The sequence below is a fragment of the Gemmobacter sp. 24YEA27 genome, assembly GCF_030052995.1.
GTDB lineage: Bacteria > Pseudomonadota > Alphaproteobacteria > Rhodobacterales > Rhodobacteraceae > Pseudogemmobacter.
The window spans coordinates 61,327-81,629 of record NZ_JASJPW010000006.1 but is presented as its reverse complement, the minus strand read 5'-3'; the positions used below and the strand labels follow the sequence as shown (position 1 = coordinate 81,629).

At 64.3% G+C, this 20,303-nt stretch carries 20 protein-coding genes; 10 read left to right on the top strand and 10 right to left on the bottom strand.

The window, feature by feature from the left end:
• Positions 1-8: 8 nt before the first annotated feature.
• Together QNO18_RS23460 and QNO18_RS23455 are read left to right on the top strand one after the other, a co-directional pair.
• Entirely contained in the window at positions 9-1,247 is a 1,239-nt protein-coding gene (locus QNO18_RS23460; RefSeq protein WP_283179886.1) for a mandelate racemase/muconate lactonizing enzyme family protein, read from the top strand.
• 5 nt (positions 1,248-1,252) lie between these two features.
• Positions 1,253-2,860, top strand: coding sequence for a GMC family oxidoreductase N-terminal domain-containing protein (locus QNO18_RS23455; RefSeq protein WP_283179885.1), 1,608 nt, complete (start codon positions 1,253-1,255; stop codon positions 2,858-2,860).
• A 317-nt stretch (positions 2,861-3,177) separates the two neighbouring features.
• On the opposite strand, the gene QNO18_RS23450 is transcribed toward QNO18_RS23455, so the two are convergent.
• From QNO18_RS23450 to QNO18_RS23415, 8 genes are all read right to left on the bottom strand, one after another.
• Complete coding sequence (locus QNO18_RS23450) at positions 3,178-4,779, bottom strand: GMC family oxidoreductase (RefSeq protein ID WP_283179884.1); 1,602 nt, start codon at positions 4,777-4,779, stop codon at positions 3,178-3,180.
• Positions 4,780-4,782: 3 nt separating this feature from the next.
• Positions 4,783-5,826, bottom strand: coding sequence for a 2,5-dihydroxypyridine 5,6-dioxygenase (locus QNO18_RS23445; protein WP_283179883.1), 1,044 nt, complete (start codon positions 5,824-5,826; stop codon positions 4,783-4,785).
• Positions 5,827-5,853: 27 nt separating this feature from the next.
• The gene (locus QNO18_RS23440) at positions 5,854-6,384 is read right to left on the bottom strand and encodes a flavin reductase family protein (RefSeq protein WP_283179882.1); all 531 of its coding nucleotides are present in this window, start codon (positions 6,382-6,384) and stop codon (positions 5,854-5,856) included.
• A complete protein-coding gene (locus QNO18_RS23435; RefSeq protein ID WP_283179881.1) occupies positions 6,381-7,721 on the bottom strand; it encodes an amidase in 1,341 nt (446 codons plus the stop codon). Before QNO18_RS23435 ends, QNO18_RS23440 begins: the two co-directional genes overlap by 4 nt.
• The gene (locus QNO18_RS23430; RefSeq protein WP_283179880.1) at positions 7,676-9,109 is read right to left on the bottom strand and encodes an amidase; all 1,434 of its coding nucleotides are present in this window, start codon (positions 9,107-9,109) and stop codon (positions 7,676-7,678) included. Before QNO18_RS23430 ends, QNO18_RS23435 begins: the two co-directional genes overlap by 46 nt.
• A 4-nt stretch (positions 9,110-9,113) precedes the next feature.
• The gene (locus QNO18_RS23425) at positions 9,114-9,497 is read right to left on the bottom strand and encodes a nuclear transport factor 2 family protein (RefSeq protein ID WP_283179879.1); all 384 of its coding nucleotides are present in this window, start codon (positions 9,495-9,497) and stop codon (positions 9,114-9,116) included.
• A 66-nt stretch (positions 9,498-9,563) separates the two neighbouring features.
• Positions 9,564-11,051, bottom strand: a complete 1,488-nt coding sequence (locus tag QNO18_RS23420) for a 4-hydroxyphenylacetate 3-hydroxylase N-terminal domain-containing protein (RefSeq protein WP_283179878.1) — start codon at positions 11,049-11,051, stop codon at positions 9,564-9,566.
• A 65-nt stretch (positions 11,052-11,116) separates the two neighbouring features.
• A complete protein-coding gene (locus QNO18_RS23415) occupies positions 11,117-11,533 on the bottom strand; it encodes a carboxymuconolactone decarboxylase family protein (protein ID WP_198838766.1) in 417 nt (138 codons plus the stop codon).
• 191 nt (positions 11,534-11,724) lie between these two features.
• Between QNO18_RS23415 and QNO18_RS23410 the strand changes: the two genes are divergently transcribed.
• From QNO18_RS23410 to QNO18_RS23380, 7 genes are all read left to right on the top strand, one after another.
• Positions 11,725-12,585 carry an N-acyl homoserine lactonase family protein gene (locus tag QNO18_RS23410; protein ID WP_283179877.1) on the top strand — a complete coding sequence of 287 codons (861 nt, stop codon included), beginning with the start codon at positions 11,725-11,727 and terminating at the stop codon, positions 12,583-12,585.
• The gene (locus QNO18_RS23405) at positions 12,582-13,334 is read left to right on the top strand and encodes an SDR family oxidoreductase (protein ID WP_283179876.1); all 753 of its coding nucleotides are present in this window, start codon (positions 12,582-12,584) and stop codon (positions 13,332-13,334) included. Before QNO18_RS23410 ends, QNO18_RS23405 begins: the two co-directional genes overlap by 4 nt.
• Before the next feature lie 27 nt (positions 13,335-13,361).
• Positions 13,362-14,270: an NAD(P)-dependent oxidoreductase gene (locus QNO18_RS23400; RefSeq protein WP_283179875.1), complete on the top strand. Its 909-nt coding sequence runs from the start codon at positions 13,362-13,364 to the stop codon at positions 14,268-14,270.
• A complete protein-coding gene (locus tag QNO18_RS23395) occupies positions 14,270-15,616 on the top strand; it encodes an MmgE/PrpD family protein (protein WP_283179874.1) in 1,347 nt (448 codons plus the stop codon). Before QNO18_RS23400 ends, QNO18_RS23395 begins: the two co-directional genes overlap by 1 nt.
• A gap of 1 nt (position 15,617) precedes the next feature.
• Positions 15,618-15,944, top strand: coding sequence for a hypothetical protein (locus tag QNO18_RS23390; protein ID WP_283179873.1), 327 nt, complete (start codon positions 15,618-15,620; stop codon positions 15,942-15,944).
• An 11-nt stretch (positions 15,945-15,955) separates the two neighbouring features.
• Positions 15,956-16,831 carry an aminotransferase class V-fold PLP-dependent enzyme gene (locus QNO18_RS23385; RefSeq protein WP_283179872.1) on the top strand — a complete coding sequence of 292 codons (876 nt, stop codon included), beginning with the start codon at positions 15,956-15,958 and terminating at the stop codon, positions 16,829-16,831.
• 62 nt (positions 16,832-16,893) lie between these two features.
• Positions 16,894-17,601 carry a GntR family transcriptional regulator gene (locus QNO18_RS23380; RefSeq protein ID WP_198838760.1) on the top strand — a complete coding sequence of 236 codons (708 nt, stop codon included), beginning with the start codon at positions 16,894-16,896 and terminating at the stop codon, positions 17,599-17,601.
• Positions 17,602-17,621: 20 nt separating this feature from the next.
• Here the strand turns inward: QNO18_RS23380 and QNO18_RS23375 are convergent, their stop codons facing one another.
• On the bottom strand, positions 17,622-18,389 hold the full coding sequence (locus tag QNO18_RS23375) for an SDR family oxidoreductase (RefSeq protein WP_283179871.1): 768 nt from the start codon (positions 18,387-18,389) through the stop codon (positions 17,622-17,624).
• Between the two features lie 321 nt (positions 18,390-18,710).
• Positions 18,711-19,079: a hypothetical protein gene (locus QNO18_RS23370; RefSeq protein WP_283179870.1), complete on the bottom strand. Its 369-nt coding sequence runs from the start codon at positions 19,077-19,079 to the stop codon at positions 18,711-18,713.
• Between the two features lie 159 nt (positions 19,080-19,238).
• Here QNO18_RS23370 and QNO18_RS23365 point away from each other — a divergent pair, with 159 nt between their 5' ends.
• Entirely contained in the window at positions 19,239-20,273 is a 1,035-nt protein-coding gene (locus tag QNO18_RS23365; RefSeq protein WP_283179869.1) for a BMP family protein, read from the top strand.
• Positions 20,274-20,303: the final 30 nt, after the last annotated feature.

Here is a 20,303-nt window from a genome sequence, read left to right as displayed (position 1 = left end):
AGCGGCTTATGAAACTCGTATCCGTTAAAACCGATATCGTCGCCGTACCGCCGCCCCATATCGGCGGTATGTACTGGATCTTCGTCACCCTGCGCACCGATGACGGGATCGAGGGCGTCGGCGAGGTCTATGCCGCGACCTTCCACCCCAAGGTCATGGTCCCCGCGATCCAGGATGTGTTTGACCGGCTGCTCGATGGCGAAGACCCGCATCATGTGGAGAAATTCTTCCGCCGTGCCTATTCCAGCGGGTTCACGCAGCGCCCGGATCTGACGATGATGGGCATTGTCTCGGGGCTGGAAATGGCCTGCTGGGATATTATCGGCAAGGCGGCGGGCAAGCCGGTCTATGAGCTGATCGGCGGTCGGGTGCATGAAAAGCTGCGCTCTTACAGCTATCTCTACCCGAAGAATGCCAAAGGCGATCACGATTACAGCAATATCGAACTCAGCGTCGATTGCGCACTGGAATATATGGAACAGGGCTTCACGGCGCTGAAATTCGACCCCGCCGGGCCTTACACGGTGATGGGCGGGCATCAGCTGTCTCTGGAAGACATGGACCGTTCGGAAACCTTTTGCCGCCGTATCCGCGAGGCGGTGGGGAACCGCTGTGATCTCCTGTTCGGCACCCATGGCCAGATGACGGTTTCCGGTGCGATCCGGCTGGCGCGGCGGCTGGAGCAATATGATCCTTTGTGGTTCGAAGAACCCGTGCCGCCCGGGCAGAGCGAGGCCATGGGCCGCGTCGCCGGTCAGACCACGATCCCGATTGCCGCCGGTGAGCGGCTAACCACGAAATACGAATTCCACGATCTTTTGCGCAACAATGGTGCGTCGATTCTGCAGATGAATCTGGGTCGTGTCGGCGGCATTCTGGAAGGCAAGAAGGTCGCGGCACTGGCCGAGGTCCATTACGCCCAGATCGCACCGCATCTCTATAACGGCCCGGTCGGCGCCGCGGCCTCTGTGCAGCTTGCCACCGCCACACCGAATTTCCTGGTGCAGGAAAGCATCCGCCGCTGGGATGGCTTCCATGCCGAGGTGCTGGAGGAAGGGCTCACCTGGTCTGACGGCTGGATCATCCCGTCGGAGAAGCCCGGCCTTGGTATCACCCTGAACCGAGAGGTGATCGAGGCGCATTCGCCCTATACCGACAAGCGCCTGCACCTTTCCATGTGGGAAACCCCGCATGATTTCAAAGCGCAATCCGACACGTCCTGGAAAGAACCGCCCGCAAAGGCCTGAAGCTCATGTCCTACGATTACATCATCATTGGTGCCGGTTCGGCGGGGTCCATCCTCGCCGCGCGGCTGAGCGAAGACCCGGCCACCCGCGTCTTGCTGCTGGAAGCGGGCGGCTCGGACCGGTCCTTCTGGTTCGACATGCCGGCGGGATATGCGCGCAATTACTTCAATCCCGAAACCAACTGGATGTATTCGACCGAACCCGAACCAGGCATGGCGGGGCGTAAGATCTATACGCCGCGCGGAAAGGTCCAGGGCGGATCCGGCTCGATCAATGCGATGATCTGGGTGCGCGGACAAAGGCGTGATTTCGACGACTGGCGCGATGCGGGCAACCCCGGCTGGGGCTATGATGATGTGCTGCCCTGGTTCAGAAAGCTGGAAAACCATCCGCTGGGCGATACCGAATGGCATTCCTCCCGGGGGAAGGTCGGCATCACGCCGATGAAGGGGCAGACCCATCCGATCTGCGACCGATTCATCGAAGCTGCGCGGGAACTGCAGCTGCCGGTCAGCGACGATTTCAATGGCGCAGAGTTTGAAGGCGCCGGGATCTATGAGACGAATATCGGCAAAGGCAGGCGGCAATCCAGCTCGAAAACCTATCTGAAACCGGCTCTGAAACGGCCCAATCTGACGCTGCGGCTGAAGGTGGATGTCACCCGCATCGTGATCGATGACAGCGGGCGCGCGACCGGGGTCGAGATCCGCGCGAATGGCGTGACCGAAACCCTGAGCGCTGCCCGCGAGGTGATCCTCTCGGCCGGTGCGGTCGGGTCTCCGAAACTCCTGATGCTGTCGGGGATCGGCGATCCGGCAGAGCTGGCGCAGCACGGAATCCAGGTCAAAGCGGCACTGCCGGCGGTGGGCGGCGGTCTCCAGGACCATCTCTGCGCAAGTTATTATTACCGCGCGAATGTGCCGACCCTGAATGACGAGCTGCGGCCCTGGTGGGGCAAGCTCCGGGCGGGGATGCGCTATGTGCTGAGCCGCAAAGGCCCGCTCGCGCTCAGTGTCAATCAGGCGGGAGGGTTCTTTCGCACCGCGTCTGCGGGCGATGCGCCGAATATCCAGCTTTACTTCAACCCGATGTCCTACCGCATTCCGGCCAGCACGAAGGCAAAGCTGGAGCCGGAGCCCTATCCGGGTTTTCTGCTCGCATTCAACTCCTGTCGCCCCGACAGCCGGGGGCGCATCTCGCTGGCCTCGGCCGATCCGCTGGCCGCGCCCCTGATCCGGCCGAATTACCTGTCAACCGGGCGCGATTGCCAGGAGGTGATCGAGGCCAGCCGGCTGATCCGTCAGTTCATGCAGGCCCCGGCGCTGCGGGCGATCACGGCAGAAGAGGTGACGCCCGGCCCCGGATGCGACAGTGACGAGGCGATGCTGAGCCACCTGCGCCAGGAGGGGGGATCCATCTACCATCTTTGCGGCAGTTGCGCGATGGGGCCGGATCCGGCGACATCGGTGGTCGATGCAGACCTCCGGGTGCATGGCATTCGCGGGCTTCGGGTTGTCGATGCCTCTGTCTTCCCCAATATCACCTCCGGCAATATCAATGCGCCGGTGATGATGGTGGCCGAAAAAGCCGCTGCGATGATCACAGGGCGGTAAGGCATTCAGGCAGACGGGGCCAGGGCGCGCTCCTGGTTCGGGCAACCATCGCGGTCCGGCGCCGAAAGACCCCTGCGGTGAAGCGACCTCTGCGATGGCAGGGGCCGGGGCCCTGGAGATCGACGCATGAAAGCTCAAAAGGCTCAGCCGCCTCGCGTTCTGTAGTGTATCTGCAAGATCCGGACCGCAGATCGGGATCGATTCATCCTGCACCCGATCCGCCAGATGCGGGGGCTTAACAGCTTGTAAGGCACCTTCTTTGTAAGGCGCAGGTCCAGGTTCGCCTTGCCGGGTGACACGGATGGCGAAAGGATCTGTCAAAAGACGCCGGATGCTCCGCTTGCGCTTGTCTGGTGGGGCTGGTTGCCTATGCCGCGATAAGGATCGTGGTCGGTCGCGAGTTCAGTCTGCTCCGGCGATGCCCGCGCAAAGCTCTCAGCAATGGCCAGGACGGCGGCATGGATCGGGCCGGCGGTCAGGGCAGGCAGCACCGAGGCATCGACCACCGCAAGATTATCGGTGCCGATCAGCCTCAGATCGGGCGTGGTCACCGCCCGCGCGTCGCGCCCCATGCGGCAGGTGCCGGATGGATGGTGGTGGGTGATCGCGGCCTGCGCGATGAAGGCGTCCAGATCCGCATCCGTATATACCGGGCCCGGCAGGATCTCGTGATCGCGCCAGGCGTCGAGTTCGGGCCTGGCACCGATCTCGCGGGCGGCTTTCAGCGCCGCGCGGAAGAGGCGACGGTCATTGCCGGTTGAAAGATAGCGCGGCTCGATCACCAGCGGATCGCCGGGCGAGGGGCCGCTGACGCGGATCTCGCCCCGGCTGGTCGGATGGGTGACCCCGAACAGCAGGCTGTAGGCGGTGCCTGGGGCAGGCGCGTCGAACATTTCGGAAGTGATCGGCGCCACGCCGCAGCCAACCACGATTTCCGGCTGGCCGGTGGCGGTGAAACCCTCTGCCCGCATATAGGCCATGCTTTCGGAGTGCTGGAGCCTTGAGGGCGCCACAGGGCGTTTTGCCGCATAGAGATTGCCAGCACCAAGCAGGTGGTCCATCAGGTTCCGCCCCAGCTCCGGCACCGCCAGCTGGCAGGGGATCCCGGCAGCTGCAAGCACCGCTTCCGGACCGATGCCGGAACGCATCAGAAGGGCCGGGCTTTCGAGCGCGCCTGCAGAGAGGAGGATCTGATCGGCCTCGATCCGGCCCGCAGAGGTTTCCAGTGCGGTGATACGCGATCCGGCTATGGTAAGGCGGGTCACCAATGTCCTGGTGAGCAGTCTCAGGTTCGTGCGCGCCCGAACGGCAGGTGTCAGCCAGGCCTCGGCTGTGGTAACGCGTTTCCCGTTGCGGATCATCAGCGAATTGGGCGTGACCCCGATCATCTCGCCGGTGTTATGCCCTTTCAGGCGTTTCAGCCCCAGTCCGGCCCCGGCCTCGATAAAGGCGCGGGCAAGGGGGGAGACCTCGTCGCCGGGCAGCCAGACCGGCATCGGGCCGCCTTTGCCATGGATACCATCCCCGCCATAGCTATGATCCTCGATGGCGAGAAACGCAGGCATAAGACCCTCCCAGGACCAGCGGGGATCGCCGGTCGCCTCCTCCCAGATGGCGAAATCCTCGCGGCAGCCCCGGAAATGGCCAAGCGCATGCAGCATCGACGAGCCGCCAAGCCCCCGCCCGCGTGCCCAGGAAAGAGCGCGCCCGGCAAGCCCTGGCTGTGGCGTGGTGCGGTAATCCCAGTCATAGTCGCGATGCTGGATCGCGGGCCACATCTGCGGGTTGAGGATGTCGGGGTCGGTGGGTTCGCCCCCGGCCTCGATCAGCACCACCTGCCGCGTGGGGTCTTCCGACAACCGTGCCGCCAGCAGGGCGCCGGCAGAGCCGCCACCGACAATCGCGAGGTCAAAGCGCATGGGTTACTTCTGGTCCGGTGGCTGCACCACGCCATCAATCGTCATCGCCTCACCATCCAGCGAAACCGAGCAGTTCCGGAGCGGAATATCGAGGTGGCAGGGCGTGTCGCGGTCGCCGCCGGCCTCGGTATTCGGGCCGGAAGACCAGAGGAAGTTACCTGCGAAAGACCGCGCATCCATGCCGAGCTGCGATTGCGGGTTGTAAAGGCCCAGCACCGTCCAATGCGCGCGGTTTTCCAGCCCCCAGCCGACATGTGCCATGGCATAGGCACGCGGATCATTGAAGCTTTCCATGAACTTGCGCATGAATTCGGCCTCGGTACGGCCTTTGATATCGACGATCATGCCCTTTTCAATGGTCACGAAAACCTGTTCGCGGGCGTAATGTTTGAAGGGCAGGATGATGTCACCCTCATCGATCACGATGGTGCCCTCGGCGCTGCCCTCATCGGGCCAGCGCGCCGAAAAGCAGGACGGCCAGTGATCCCAGCGGCCCGGCTCATCGGCGAGCCCATATTGCGTCAGCACCGGATATTGCCCCAGCCTGCAGCGGAAATCGGTGCCTGCGGCGGATGTCACGTGCATTTCTTTCGCCTGCCCGATCTTCTTTGCCGCCGCCAGCACGCGCAGCTTATCTTCCGGGCGCGGGATCTGGCGCATCATGATCTCGGGTGGCTCGACCGCGAGCAACATGCGGGTGCCGCCTTTCAGCACCTCTTCCTGTTCTTTGGAAAACAAGAGTTGCAACGTGTCGATCACCAGGTCGGACGCCTTCAGGCAGGCGAGGGCGGCCGAGTTCAGCTCCAGCGCGGTTTTGCCGACATAGCCGGATTTATCAGGCGACAGAGCCTTCTCGCCATTCATCACCGGCAGGTTCAGCTCGGTCACCACCGTGCCAAGATCCGAGGCCGCGAGTTTGGCAATATAGGCAATCTGGCGGTTGCTGTCGTCGCCGGTAAGAACCGTCACCTGCTCGCCGGGTTTCAGCTTGCACGCGGTCAGCACCTCTTTCCAGCCCCTGAGGAACTGCGCGTCGCTGATGGCCATGGGGGGATCCTTCCTGATGGGGCGCTGTCAGAGCGCGGTCGTATGGGCGAGGGTGAAGAAGCTGCGGTTGAAATGCAGCAAAGGCGACGGCGCGGCGCCAAAGCGGATGGCCCGGACCTCGCCGATAAAGATCGAATGGCTGCCTGTTTCGGTCGCGCCTGCGATCTGGCAGTCGAGATTGACCAGCGCGCCGTCGAGGGCCGGTGCGCCGGTGGCGAGATGCGTCCAGCCATGCGGGGCGAACCTGTCCTCGCCCTGGTCACCGGTCTGGCCGGCAAAGCGCTGTGCCACCTCGCGCTGGTCATCGGCGAGGATATTGACGCAGAAACTGCCCGCGTCTGAAATGGCGCGATGTGCCGCGCCGCTCCGGTTGACGCAGACCAGCATCGAAGGCGGCGTGACCGACATCGAACAGACGGCGGTGGCGGTGAGGCCGCGCCGGGCGGGGCCTTCGCCTGCGGTGATTATGGTGACCGTGGCCGCCAGCAGCCGCATCGCGGCGCGGAAATCGTCTGGCAGCGGATCTGTTCCATGGGTCGGGTCTGGGCATTGGGTCATGGAAGCGCCTTTTGCATCTGTTCCAGCCAGAGCGCCGCAGAGGCCAGCCGGTGATCGGCACCGCGCGCGCCCACAAGCTGCACGCCGATCGGCAGGCCCCTGGGCCCGGTCGCGCCGGGAAGGTTGATCAGCGGCACCTGCAAGACGCTCCAGAGCCGGTTGAAGATCGGATCACCCGTGGCGGTGCCTTCCGGCGCCTCGCCCGGGGCTGCGAGGGTGAGCACGGCGTCGAACCGCGCCAGCAGATCGTCCATCCGGGTGCGAAGGGCGGGGAGCTGTACCTGCGCGGCGCGATAGCGCGGCTCCGTCACCCGGGCCTGGTCTTCCAGCATGGCGCGGGTGACGGGGGTGAGGCCCTGCCAGTGATCTCGGATCTCGGGGGCGAGGGAATGCGTCACCTCCCAGCCCATCACGGCTTCATGCAGGTCGAAAATACCGTCATACCAGGCGGGCGGGTCGAGAAAGGTGACCTCGGCACCGGCCTGTTCTGCCCGGGCCTTGAGGCGTAAAACCGTCTCTGTGCTTGCCGGATCTGCCTTTTCAAGCCGCGTGCCAGCCAGGACCGCGAGGCGCGGGCGGGCAGGGGGGGTAAGGGTTGCGAGGGCCTTATACCCCGAAAGCACCGAGGCCGCATGCGCGGCGTCTTCAATGCCGCGTGCGAGGATCCCCAGCGTGTCGAGGCTGTGGCAGAGCACCTTGATCCCCACCGTATTGATCAGCCCGAATGAGGGTTTCAGCGCAGTGACGCCGCAATAGCTCGCCGGCCGGATCACCGAGCCGGAGGTCTGGGTGCCAAAAGCCAGCGGCACATGGCCGGCGGCGACAGCGGCACAGGATCCCGAGGAGGATCCGCCCGGCGTATGGGCCGGATTATGCGGGTTTCGGGTCTTGTTCGGGCTCGCCATGGCGAGTTCGGTCGAGACGGTCTTGCCAAGGACCAGCCCGTCCGCGGATCGGGTCAGCGCGACCGCTGCCGCATCCCAGGGCGGCCGGAAACCATCATAGATCTTCGTGCCGTAACCCGTGGGCATATCTGCGGTGTCTATTACATCCTTGACGCCGACCGGCACGCCGGCGAGCGCGCCTTTCGCGCCACGCCTGTCCAGCGCATCGGCGCTTGCGCGGGCCTGATCCGGGTCGAGATGCTGCCAGGCCATGACAGGGCCGTCAGTGGCGGCGATATGGTCGAGATGCGCCTCGGTCACCTGGCGGGCGGTGAGATCACCCGAGGCGACGCGCAAAGCGATTTCGCGGGCGGAAAGGGCAAGGATGGTCTCTGACTTCATCTCACTCACCCGAAGATCGCCGGGCGGCGCCTGGCCCAGGGCATGGCGCATTCGATCTCATGGGCGAGTTGCAGCAGCATGACGTCCTCGCCAAATCCGGCGCCGATATGAATGCCGATGGGCAGACCGCTTTTGCTCATGCCGAAGGGCACCGACATGGCGGGGCAGCCGGCGGCATTGAAGACGGCGGTAAAGGGGGAATGCGACCAGAACTGGTCATAAAAGGCGTCGAGGCTCTGACCGCTGCCGGCAAGCTTTCCGATGGGCGGTGCCGGTTCAGCGGCGGCGGGGGTCAGAACAGCGTCATATTGTGCGAAGAAGCGGCCAAGCGCGCGGGCCGCGCCGTGCAGGGTCTGCACCGCCGCAAGATAGGTGGTCGCGGGCAGCGACAGCGCCTCGCGCACCCATTCGCGGTTGACCTCTTCCAGCTGCGCGAGGCGGGGCGAAGTCGGGTCGCCCCCGGTGACGCCAAGCGCCACGTTCGTGCCGACGACCTGGCGCCAGGCGGTCTTCAGCGCGAGCGCATCATAGCCCATATCGGGGACCGGGATAATGGTATGGTTGCAGTCTTTCAGGAAGCGCGCGGCCTCATTGGTGACACGGATCATCTCGGGGTCGATGGTCTCGCCAAGGGGCGCTTTGGTCACGTGGGCGATCTTCAGATGCCCGGTTGGTTTTGTAAGCGCGGCAAGATAGCCCGGGCGCGCAGGCGAGGCCCAGGGGTCGCCGATATCCGGGCCGCCGCTGATATCAAGCATCGCCGCGCTGTCGCGGACCGACCAGGTCACGGCATGCGGCGTCGACATGCCGCCAATGGCCTCGGCGGCCATGGGGCCCACCGGGTTCACAAGGCGCGAGGGTTTGAACCCGAAAAGCCCGCAATGGCTTGCGGGGAGGCGGGTTGATCCGGCGCCGTCTGACGCATTCGCGAGCGGCACCATGCCGGAGGCAACGGCAGCGGCGGACCCGCCTGATGATCCGCCCGCCGTGCGGGACAGATCCCAGGGGTTGCGGGTCGGGCCGAAGGCCTCGGGTTCCGAGGTGAAGGAGAGCGCAAATTCCGGCGTGTTGGATTTGCCGAGGATCACCATTCCGGCGGCCTTGTAACGCGCGGTGATGGTCGAATCGCGCTGGCTGACCACGCCCCGCAACAGCTCCGAGCCAGAGGAAAGCAGCATTCCTTCCGCTTCGAACCCGGTGTTTTTCAACAGCATCGGTACCCCGGCCAGCCGGCTGAAGGGCAGGAAGCCTTTGGCGGAAGCATATGCCGCGACCTGCCTGCGGGCGAGGTCGAAATGCTCATGCACGACCGCATTCAGCTTTGGGTTCAGCCGCTCGATCCGTTCAATCGCAGCCTCCAGTACCTCGGAGGGGGTGACCTCGAAATCATCGATCAGCTTTGCGGTGGCGATGCCGTCAAGTGTGGCGAGGTCCTGCATTGCCTCAGCCCATCTGTGCTTTGAAGAGGTCGAGGTCCCAAAGGTCTTTGGTGACCCGCAAGACCCCATCCCGGATTTCAAACAGATGCAGCCCGTCCAGCGCAATGGGGCGGGGACGGCCATCCTTGCCGGTGAAGGTGCCGGTCATATGATAGGGCACCGCGACGTGATCCCCCGCGCGGATATAGCCCTGGCGGGACCAGGCGACATCCGGCAACATGCGCCAGAAGCCTTCCAGCCCCTGGGCCAGCGCCTCATGGCCCTGCCGCGATTTGTCCATGGCGACTTCGTCATGGCGGCCATCAGCCGCATAAAGCGCGGCAGCCCCCTGCGCGTCGCGCGCGGCATAGGCGGCGTAAAAGCGGTTGATCAGGTCTACGTATTGCATGGCAGCACCCGGGCCAGAATCCGGAATGGCCCCGCCCGTGGCTGAAACGGGCGGGGAAATCAGGGATCATTCGATCCCGGCGATTTTCTTCACCTGGGCGACGTAAGTGTCGCGCTTCACCTCATTATAGAGACGGGCGCGGAGGGCCGGCGCAGGCGTCGCGTTGACGTTTTCGAACAAAGCCACCCGACCGGCGAGCGAACCCGAGGTCATATCCCAGATGAAGTTCATCAGCTGTTCCTTGACCATGGCAGAAACGCCATGGCCGGGCAGCAGCTCATGCAGGAAATGGCCAACTTCGGGGTTGTCGAAAGCGCTCTTGCCGAAGCGCATCACCAGACCCTGGCCGCACATCTCTTGCAGGATATGGATGATCTTCGGATAGTTTTCGATGGAATAGAGCCGCCCTGCCGTCAGCATGCCGACATCGGGGCGCACCACGCCGCCTTCGAGTTCGACCGCCAGCGCTTCGGCGGCGGTGACAAAGGCGCGCAGCGTCTGCGCATATTCCACCAGCTGGCCCAGCATCATCTGCACTGCCGGGATCTTGCCGGTGCCGAGATAGTCGAGCACCATCTGCCCCGCGCCAACGAACAACTCTGCCTTGACGGCGAGGCGGGTCAGCACATGCCAATGGGCATAGACGCAGACCGGGCCATACCAGGACATGCCGGTCGGATCCCCCAGGTTGAAGAGCCGCTCTTTCGGGACGAAGACATTGTCGAAAACGATAAACTGGTCGGCTTCCTCGCCCAGGGATGACACCGGATGGTCGAATTTCGACGCCTCCGGCTGCGAGACCATCTCGCGCGAGATCATCTTGATGCCGTCGGTGTCAATCGGCACCGAGCCCCAGATACAGGCCTCGGGCGGCGTCTCCATCAGCCCGCCGAGATTGGTGAAGAAGATGTCATTGGCCTGGGCGGCGATCGAGCCCACTGTCTTGGCGCCGTAAATATAAACGCCGTCCTTCGTGACCTTTTTCACCTTGAGCATCGAAGCCTCAGACGCTTTCGGCGAGGAGCGGTCGGCCTGTGGCCCGGCAAGGCTTTCCGAGGCGGTCAGGTTGTTGTTCTGACCGAATTCCATATAGGCTTCGATATTGGCGCCGAAATCGGGATCGATCCCGTCGATCATCGACTTCTTCTGCCGGAAGGTCGGCAGATAGGCGTAAAGGCCGGCCACAATGGCGGGCGAAAGATCCGGCGGGCGGCCAAAGGTGCCGGCGGTTTTCAGCGAGGTATATTCGATCATCCGGCGCCGCGCGGCCAGGTCTTCTTTCGAGCGCGGCACCTGCCAGGCGCGCGAGATCACGGCGCCGACCTTGTCATCATAATAGGTGGTCGCGTCCTGGTGTTCCGGATCGAACTGATCGTCGAACATAGAGGCCAGCGTGTCGATGCCTTTCGCAAGCGCCGGCTCGTCATAGACAGAGGCCAGCTTGCGACCGCCGACCCAGATCTGCCGGTTATCCTTCAGCGAGTCCTTGTATTCCGCGCCGGTCTTCAGCCGATGTGGCCTGCCGTTGATCGTGTCTGGTTTTCCCTGTGTCACGGGGGTGTTCTCCTGTTGGGATGACATGCCGCGCCCCTCGTGCCGGGGGCTGCGGCGAAAGCAGGTCAGGCCTTTTCGGCGGCGGATTTCTCATCGCGCATCTGGCGGATCACCTCGGTCGCCGACCGCATCGCATCCAGCGCCGCCGGAACACCGCAATAGATCGCGGCCTGCAAGATCACTTCGATGATCTCGGCTTCCGTCACGCCATTGTTCAGCGCGCCGCGGACATGCAGCTTTACCTCATGCGGGCGGTTCAGCGCGATCAGCATTCCAAGGTTCAGAAAGGATCGGGTCTTGCGTTCCAGCCCCGGCCGGGTCCAGATTTCGCCCCAGCACCATTCGGTCACGAGTTTCTGCAAGGGCGCGGTCAGTTCGTCAGCATTGGCAAGGGAGGGCGCGACATAGGCGTCTCCCAGAACCTCGCGCCGGACCTGCAGCCCTTTTTGAAACTGCTCACCCTCGAATTCGGGACGGGTCATGTCATTCTCCGCTGGGGATAGGGGCGCGGGCCGGGAACGGTCGGGTTGGACGGGCCTGCTGAACTGCTCTCAGGTTAGGCATGGTGCGCTTGACCTGTCAACAGATTGTATGACAGGATTACGGTCATACTGATAGACAAAACACCGCTGCCCGCAAATGAGGCAGCCGCAAAAGGGGAGGCTAGGCCGCGATGCAGGATCAGCACTTACCTCCGGCAGAGGCGGCGGTTTTCGAGCTTTTTGCATTGCGTTATGCCGAGCATTCGGGCCGCCAGCCGGGTGAGAACTTCCTCGATGCCACCGCTGTTCCCGCTGATCCGCATGAGGCGGGATCGAACCTGGATTACTTCATCTGGCTGGCGCGGCGCGGGCATGAAGTCGTCGTAATCGATACCGGATTCGGGCCGGACGCCGCAATCCGGCGGGGGCGGCACCTGTACCGGACCGCGCGCGAGGCGCTGGCGTTGATGGGCATCGATTCGCATCAGGTGAAGACTGTGATCCTGACGCATCTGCATTACGATCACGCGGGCGGCTTTGGCGATTTCCCGGCGGCGACCTTCCATCTGCAAGAGGCCGAAGCGGCCTATGCCACCGGCCCCTGCATCTGTGACCCGGCCGCGCGGGGTGTGTTCGATGTGGAAAACATCGTCGATTACATCCGCAGCCTTTACGCCGGGCGCATCCGGTTTCATCGCGGGGATCACGATCTGGGCAATGGCCTCCTCCTGCATGAAATTCCCGGCCACAGCGCCGGGCTTCAGGCGGTGTCGGTCCCGACCGCGCGGGGGCGGGTGCTGATCGCCTCGGATGCGACGCATCTCTATGCCAATCTCGCGCGGCGCAATCCGTTCCCGATCCTCTGGGATGAGGTGCAGCTGCGCCGGGGGTTTGAGCGGCTGACGTCACACGCGCCCTCGATGGATCACATCATACCGGGCCATGATCCGCTGGTGATGCGGGCCTATCCACCCGTGTCGGAAACGCTTGACGGGATCGTGGTGCGCCTTGATGTGGCGCCGCTGATCGCCTTCGCCGGGCTTTGCGCATGAGCCGGGGCGTGCTGATCACCGGGGCGGCGCTTGGCCTTGGGCTGGATCTGGCGAAGGCCTTTGCCGCTGCGGGCGACCGGGTGTTTCTGTCCGATATTTCCCCTGCCGTCACTGATGCGGCAGCGGGCCTCGGTTCGGCCAGTTTCATCACCGATCTGGCGGTTTCCGGGGCAGCGGCGGACCTTGCCGCGCGGGCGGCGGATCACCTTGGCGGCGTCGATATCCTGATCAACAATGCGGTGATCCGGCGGATGGCCGGCGTCGGGGATCTGCCCGATGCAGACTGGGACCTCGCGCTCGAGGTCAATCTTTCGGCGCCCTTCCGGCTGATCAAAGCCTGCCTGCCGGGGATGAAGGCTAAGGGCTGGGGGCGGATCGTCAATATGGGCTCGGTCTATAGTCTGATCGCCGCTCCGGGCCGCGCCGATTACGTCACCACGAAACATGCGATCACCGGGCTGACGCGGACGGTGGCGCTGGAACTCGCCGATACCGCGATCACCTGCAACGCGATCTGCCCCGGGCTGATGGCGACAGAGTCGGCGCTGGCACGGATCAGCGCGCTGGCGGAGGCGCGCGGGATCAGTCAGGCCGAGGCCGGGCGCGTTTTTCTCTCGACCCGGCAGCCGGGCGGCAAATTCATCCCGATGGAAACGGTGACGGCGCTGGCGGTGTTCCTTTGCGGGACCGCGAGCGCAGGGATCAACGGGGCAGCGATCCCGGTGGATAATGGCTGGTCCTTTGCCTGAGAGGCGGGGCCGCAACAGGAGAGCGAGATGGCTGAGACGGGTTTTGCGGGCATCGGATTTGTAGGCCTGGGCAATATGGGGCGGCCGATGGCCGCGAATATCATCGCCACCGGTGCATCGCTGCTGGTGAATGACCGCGATGCAGGCGCGGTGGCTGCGCTGGTTGCGCAGGGGGCAGAGGATGCCGGTTCCCTCAAGGCACTTTGCGCCCGCGCAGAGACGGTCTTCCTCTCACTCCCGACGCCGGAAGTGGTGCTGGCGGTCGGCCGTGAGATCGCCTCGCATCCCGGCGTGGTCGCGCGGGTGGTTGATCTTTCTACCACTGGTCCCAAGGCCGAGATGGATCTGGCCGAAGTGCTGGCGGCCTCCGGCATCGCGCTGATCGACAGCCCGGTTTCGGGCGGCGTGGCGGGGGCGAAGAAAGGAGCGCTCGCGCTGATGGCCGCCGGGCCGTCGCCGCATTTCGAACGGGTCGAACCGCTTTTGCTGGCTTTGGGCAAGGTCATTCGCGTGGCCAATGAGCCGGGCAAGGCCCAGGTGATGAAGCTGATCAATAATATCTGCTCGGCCGCCTCGCTCGCGATCACATCCGAGGCGATGGTGATGGGCGCGAAGGCGGGGCTGGATGCTGATGTGATGATCGAGGTGCTGAATGCGGGATCCGGGCGGACCTCGGCCAGCACCGACAAGATCCCGCGTTTCGTGCTGCCGCGCGGGTTCGATTTCGGGTTTGCCATCGCGCTCTCGCTGAAAGACATCCGGCTCGCACTGGAGGAGGCCGAGCGTCTTGGCTGTCAGATGCTGGTGGGAAATGCGGTCAGGACGCTGTTTTCCATCACCAAAGCCCAGCTTGGCCCCGATGCCGATATGACCGAGATCATCCGCCCGCTGGAGGCATGGGCCGGCACCGAACTGCGCGGCAAGGCCGCTGGCTGATGTCCCTCAGCCGCCGGATCGCTGCCTTTGCCACCGATCCCGGCCCGCTGCCAGAGGCAGTGCGGGCGGCGGGGCGGCGGGCGTTCCTGAACATGACCGGCTGTGCGATCGGCGGCGCGCGCGAGGGCGCGATCGACCGGCTGGCCACGTTGCTGCCGGCATTTTCCGGCCCCGCCACCGCCAGTCTGATCGGGCGGAAAGAGCGCGCCGATATGCTCTGGGCCGCGTATATCAACGCGGCGGCGGCGAGTATTTTCGATTATGACGACACCCATATCCCGACCGTGATCCATCCTGCCGCGCCGGTCGGGCCGGCGGTGCTGGCGCTGGCGGAAACCCTGGCGGGGCAGGGGGGCCCGGTTTCGGGTCAGGCGCTGATCCGGGCCTTTGTGACGGGGATGGAGGTGACCTGCCGCCTTGGCCTCGCGCTGCATCCTGTGCATTACGCGCGCGGCTGGCATATCACCTCGACCTGCGGGACGTTCGGGGCGGCGCTGGCTGCGGGGCAGATCCTTGGGCTGACCGGGGCGCAGATGGTCGATGCGATGGGGCACGCGCTGGCGCAGAATGCCGGCTCGGTGGAAACACTGGGGACCATGTCGAAAAGCCTCTCGGTCGGGCAGGCGGCGCGGGCGGGGCTGATGGGGGCGCTGCTGGCGCAGCAGGGGTTTACCGGCCCGGAGGTACCGCTGGAGGGCAGGCAAGGGTTTTTGGCGCTGCATTCGGATGCCCCCGATCTGACCGTTTTTGAAGATCTGGGCCAGCGGTGGGAGGTTTTGCACAATACGTTCAAACCCTATCCCTGTGGTGTGGTGCTGAACCCGGTGATCGAGGCCTGTCTGGCGCTGCATCACGACCTGAACGCGGGGCAGATCACCCGTGTCACCCTGACCGGACATCCGCTGCTCAGAGCGCGCACCGACCGGCCCGGCGTGACCACGGGGCGGCTCGCCCAGGTCTCGGCGCAGCATGCGGTGGCGGTGAGCCTGATCCGGGGCGAGGCCGGGCTTGCGGCGTTTTCCGATGCGGCGGTGGCTGACCCGGTCTTGCGCGATTTTGGGGCCAGGCTGGTCTTTTGCGATGATCCCGGCTTTTCGCTGGAGGCGGCAGAGGTCAGGCTGGACCTGGCCTATGGCCGCCGCCTGACCCGCCGCGTCGAGGCCGCGAAGGGCGGGCTTGCATATCCGTTGTCCGACGAAGACCTTGCCGCGAAACTCGCCGGTCAGATCCGCCATAACGGCGCCGCGCTGGATGCTGGCGCGCTGGTCGCTGCGCTGACCGCCATCGAAGAGGCTGAAAATGCCGCCGCCTTCCTCGCCATGACCCGCCCGCCAAAAGGAGCCTGAAATGACCAGAAAACCGATTGCCCCGCCGGTTATGACCCTGACCACCGGTCCGGTCGATGCCTATCCCGAGGTGCTGCGCGCCCTCTCGCGCCCGGTGCTTTATGATTACGACCCGGCGTTTCTGGACTTCTATGAAAGCGTCAATGCGAAGGTCCAGCGCGCCTTCCATACCGGGACGCCGCCGGTGATCCTGCAGGGCGAGCCGGTGCTGGGGCTGGAGGCCGCCGCCGCCTCGGTCATTGCCAAAGGCGACGTGGTGCTGAACCTCGTCTCGGGGTCTATGGCAAGGGTTTTGGCTATTGGGCGGCGCGCTATGCCGGTGAGGTAATCGAGCTGGAGGTGCCTTATAACGAGGCGCTGACGGCGGGGGCCGTGGTGGATGCCCTGGCGGCCCGGCCCGATGTGGCGGTGGTGTCCCTGTGCCATCACGACACGCCTTCGGGCACGCTGAACCCGGTTGATGAGATCGGCGCGGTGGTCCGGGCGGCGGGGAAGATCTTCATTGTCGATTCGGTCTCGGCCTTCGGCGGCGTTAAGGTGCTGCCCGAAGATTGCGGGGCGGATATTTTCATCACCGGGCCGAATAAATGCCTCGGCTGCCCGCCGGGTCTGTCGCTTTTGCATGTGTCAGATCGCGGCTGGGCGAAGATCGCCGCCAATCCCGATGCACCGAAAGACTCGATCCTCTCGATTGCCGACTGGCGGCAGGCGCATCTGGCGGGGCAGGGCTTTCCCTTCACCCCGTCCGTCTCCGAGATCAACGCGCTGGATGCCGCGCTGGATGTCTATCTGACCGAGGGCGAAGAGGCCGTCTGGGCCCGGCACGCGCTGACCGCAAAAGCCTGCCGCGCCGGGATTATCGCCGCCGGTATGCGGCTCTGGCCGGCGCGCGAAGAGATCGCCTCGCCGACCTGCACCGCCGTGGCCACGCCCGAGGGTGTTGATGAAGCGGCGCTGCGCGCCCTGATCCGGGCGCGTTACGGGGTGATGCTGTCTTCGGGGCGTGGCGAGACGCTGGGCCGGCTGACCCGGATCGGCCATATGGGGCCGACCGCGAAACCGACCTATGCGCTGGTCGCAGTGGCGGCCATGGCGGGGGGGATGCGCGCGATGGGGGTCAAGGGCATCGACCCCGGCGCCGGAGTTGCGGCGGCACTTTCGGTGATCGACGCCGCCGGAGAGACGGTCCTTTCACCAGGAGCGATTGTCGTATAGTAACATTGTCATATGGCCGGCGGCGCGACACCGTGCTGCAGCCCCGATCATGATGGTATGGAATGAACGGCAAAGCCCTTCCGCTGGAGTTTCGTGTGACCAAGGCCGCCGCCCCGGTGCGCCATTCGGTGACCGAGAGCATCCGCAATTCGATCGCGCTTGGCTATTTCACCGCCGGGCAGCGCATCACCGAACGTGACCTTTGCGAGATGACCGGCGTGTCGCGCACTGCCGTGCGCGAAGCCCTGCGCCAGCTGGAAAGCGAAGGCCTCGTTCAGGTCGTGCCGCATCGCGGGCCGATCGTGGCGGTGCTGACGCCGGAACAGGCCGAGGGCATTTACCAGGTCCGGATCGAGCTGGAGGGCCTCGCCTGTGAGCTGTTCACCCGCAATGCGACCGATGCAGATATCGCCGCGCTGAAAGCCTCATTCGAGGTGCTCAAGGGCATCGGCAATATGACCGACCCGCTGGAGCGGCTGACCGCGAAAAACGCTTTCTACGAGAGCCTGATCTTCGGCGCCCATAATGAGGCGCTTGGCCATACTTTGTCTTCGCTGAATGCGCGGGTCATGGTGTTGCGCGCGACCTCGCTGGCGGCTCCTGGCCGCACCGCCGAAAGCCTGCTGGAACTGGCAGAGCTGGTCGACCATCTCGCGGCGCGGCGCGGGAAAGAGGCGCGCAAACTCGCGGCGCGCCATGTGATGAATGCCGGCAAGGTGGCGATCGGGATCCTTAAGAAGCGCCTTGCCGAGGAAGCGGCTGAAGGCTGACGGCGCGTCACCCCGCCCGGTCAGATTCCGGGCGTCGCCCCGCCATCGACATTTATAACCGTGCCGTGGACATAACTTGCGGCAGGGCTGCACAGGAAGCGCAGCACATTGGTGACCTCGTCCGGCTGGCCGTAAGCGGCAATGCCATGTTCTACCCGCATTTCCTCCTGGGCTTCAGTGAAACTGATGCCGCGTTCCACCGCCCGGGTCCCGATCCGGCGGGCGAGGCGGTCGGTGACGATATGGCCGGGGCAGAGCGTGTTGATGCGGATGCCTGCACCCTGTGCCCGTTTCGAGAGCGCCTTGGTGAAATTGATCAGCGCCGAATTGACCGAGCCGCCGATGGTGAAATCGGGTTCGGGCGTATGAGCGCCGACGCCCGAGATATTGACGATCACGCCTTTTGACGCCTCCAGCGCCTCCCATGCCGCGCGGCAGAACCGGACGGTTGCGTGATATTTTAGCGCGAAGCCTTCGAGGAAATCCTCATCCGTCAGTGCGAGGAAATCGCCGCGTTTGGTGGCGCCCGCATTGTTGACCAATGCGTCGATCCGGCCGAGCTGAGCAAGCGTCGCCGTCACGACCTCGCCTGCCGCGCCGGGCTCAGAGAGATCGGTCGCGGTGATGATCACCTCCGGCGCCCCGGCGGCCCGTGCCTCGCGCGCGGTTTCCTCCAGCGCAGCCGCGTCGCGCGCTGCGAGCGACAGCGCGAATCCGTCCCGGGCAAGGCCGATGGCAAAGGCTTTTCCGAGGCCCCGGCTTGCTCCGGTGACGATGGCGCTGCGCATGGCATTCTCCCGTTTCCTCCGGCGTGACCGGATAAATTTGCGGCACCCGCTCCGGGAATATGATGAAATTTCAGTCTCGTGACGGAAATTTCAGCCAGGCCTGCAGGTGTAGGATTTTTTCACATTGTATTACGGTATGATAATGTTATCGTATTCTTGTGCTGTCAATCGGGGACCTGGTTTCTTGTGCTGCCGTGGGGAGAATTCCCTCGATTGAGGCAGCCGGCCGATGGGTTCCCCTGAACGATGCCTGCCACGATGTCCCTCAAGCGGAAGGGGTCTGATGAACAGCTTTGCGGCGAGAGATGCGGGTGCGCGCGGTCATTCAGCCGCTTTGGCCGTACAGCGGGTCGTGCCCTCCACCGCCGCGCAGTCCAGCGCGACCGGGGCAGGGGCCTCGCCTGCCCGCCGCTCCAGCGGGATCTCGGCGCGGGTGGGCCAGGCATTGCCCGCAAGCCCGCACCAGACCCGTTGCACCGCCATTTCATCGCCAGCTTCGTTCAGCCGAAACACCGTGCCGGTTGCAAGGTCATATCCAAAGCTGAATTCCAGCGTCTCGCCTGGCGCAATACGACCCAGGTCCTCGGAAAACCAATGCGCAATCGCGGCGCCGCAGTCGAGGCCCGCATCTCCGGTATTGGTTATTGCGATTTCCACACTATGCTGCGCGGCAAATGCCGGTGCAGTCATCGCTCCGGCCAGACTGGTGACAAACGCCAGAGCAGGGGTCGTAACAGAGCGAATGCGGGGCAACTGCATCATAAGCCGTGTGTTCGGGTTTCAACTGACCGGATGGCATCCGGGCGGCGGCTGACTGTCAACTGTAAAACGACAACAAGGAATGATGAGATGAAAAAGACGATTACCGGCACTGTCAGCCGCGCAGTTCTTACACTCGCCCTTGTGGGCTGGGGGGCTGTTGCTTCGGCGGATGAGATTGATTCCATCGCAATTCTGGCGCCCGAGATGGGCACCGATATGGGCTGGAACCAGCAAGGGGTCGATGCGGCCAAAGCCGCGGCTGCGGCGGCAGGGATCGAGGTCATCGTGGCCGAGAACCTCGGCTATGGCGATGTGCGCCCCACTTTGCGTGAACTGGCCGAAGACGGCGCCGATCTTCTGATCGGGCACGCTTCGGGCTATAACACCTCTGCGCCCGAGATCGGCGAAGAGCTGGGCGTGCCGGTGGCCATTGTCGATATGCCCGACAAGCTCTCGAAGGGCAAAGTTGCCGATTACACCGCGACCGGCTCGGATGGCGCCTATCTTGCCGGCCGTCTGGCCGCCAAGATGACCCGCACCGGCGTGGTCGGTATCGTGGTGTCAGGCGAACCGCCGTCCTGGAACAATATGTCCATCGCCTTCGCCGAAGGCGTCAAGGCCGAGAAGCCTGCGGTCGAAGTGCGCTATGCGGTGATCGGGCCTGCAGCCTACGCCGATGCGGCGGGTGGCAAGCGCGTGACGGAAACCGTGATCGCCTCTGGCGCTGATATCATCTTCGGCCAGGGTAACGGATCTTCGTTCGGGATGCTCCAGGCGGTGGAAACCACCCCTGCGACCGATGGCGGCAAGGCCTATTTCATCGACGTGATCGGCGACAAAACCTCGATCGACAAAGGGCATCTCCTGTCTTCCGTGGTCTGGGATCTGACCCCGGTCTATTCCGCGATGATCGCCGATCTGAAGGCGGGCACCTATGGCGAAAAGAACTACGACATCAAGCTCTCGGATGACAGTCTGCGGCTGTTGAAGACCGCGAATATCCCCGATGATGTCTGGGCCGAAATCGAGGCGCTGAAAGCCGAGGTCATTTCCGGCGCGATCAAGGTCGAGGCCAAATATGATGCCGAAAGCGTACATGCCCTGGTGAAAACCGTCGAGTAAGCTGCGACTGCAGGGACGGGGCCGGTCAGG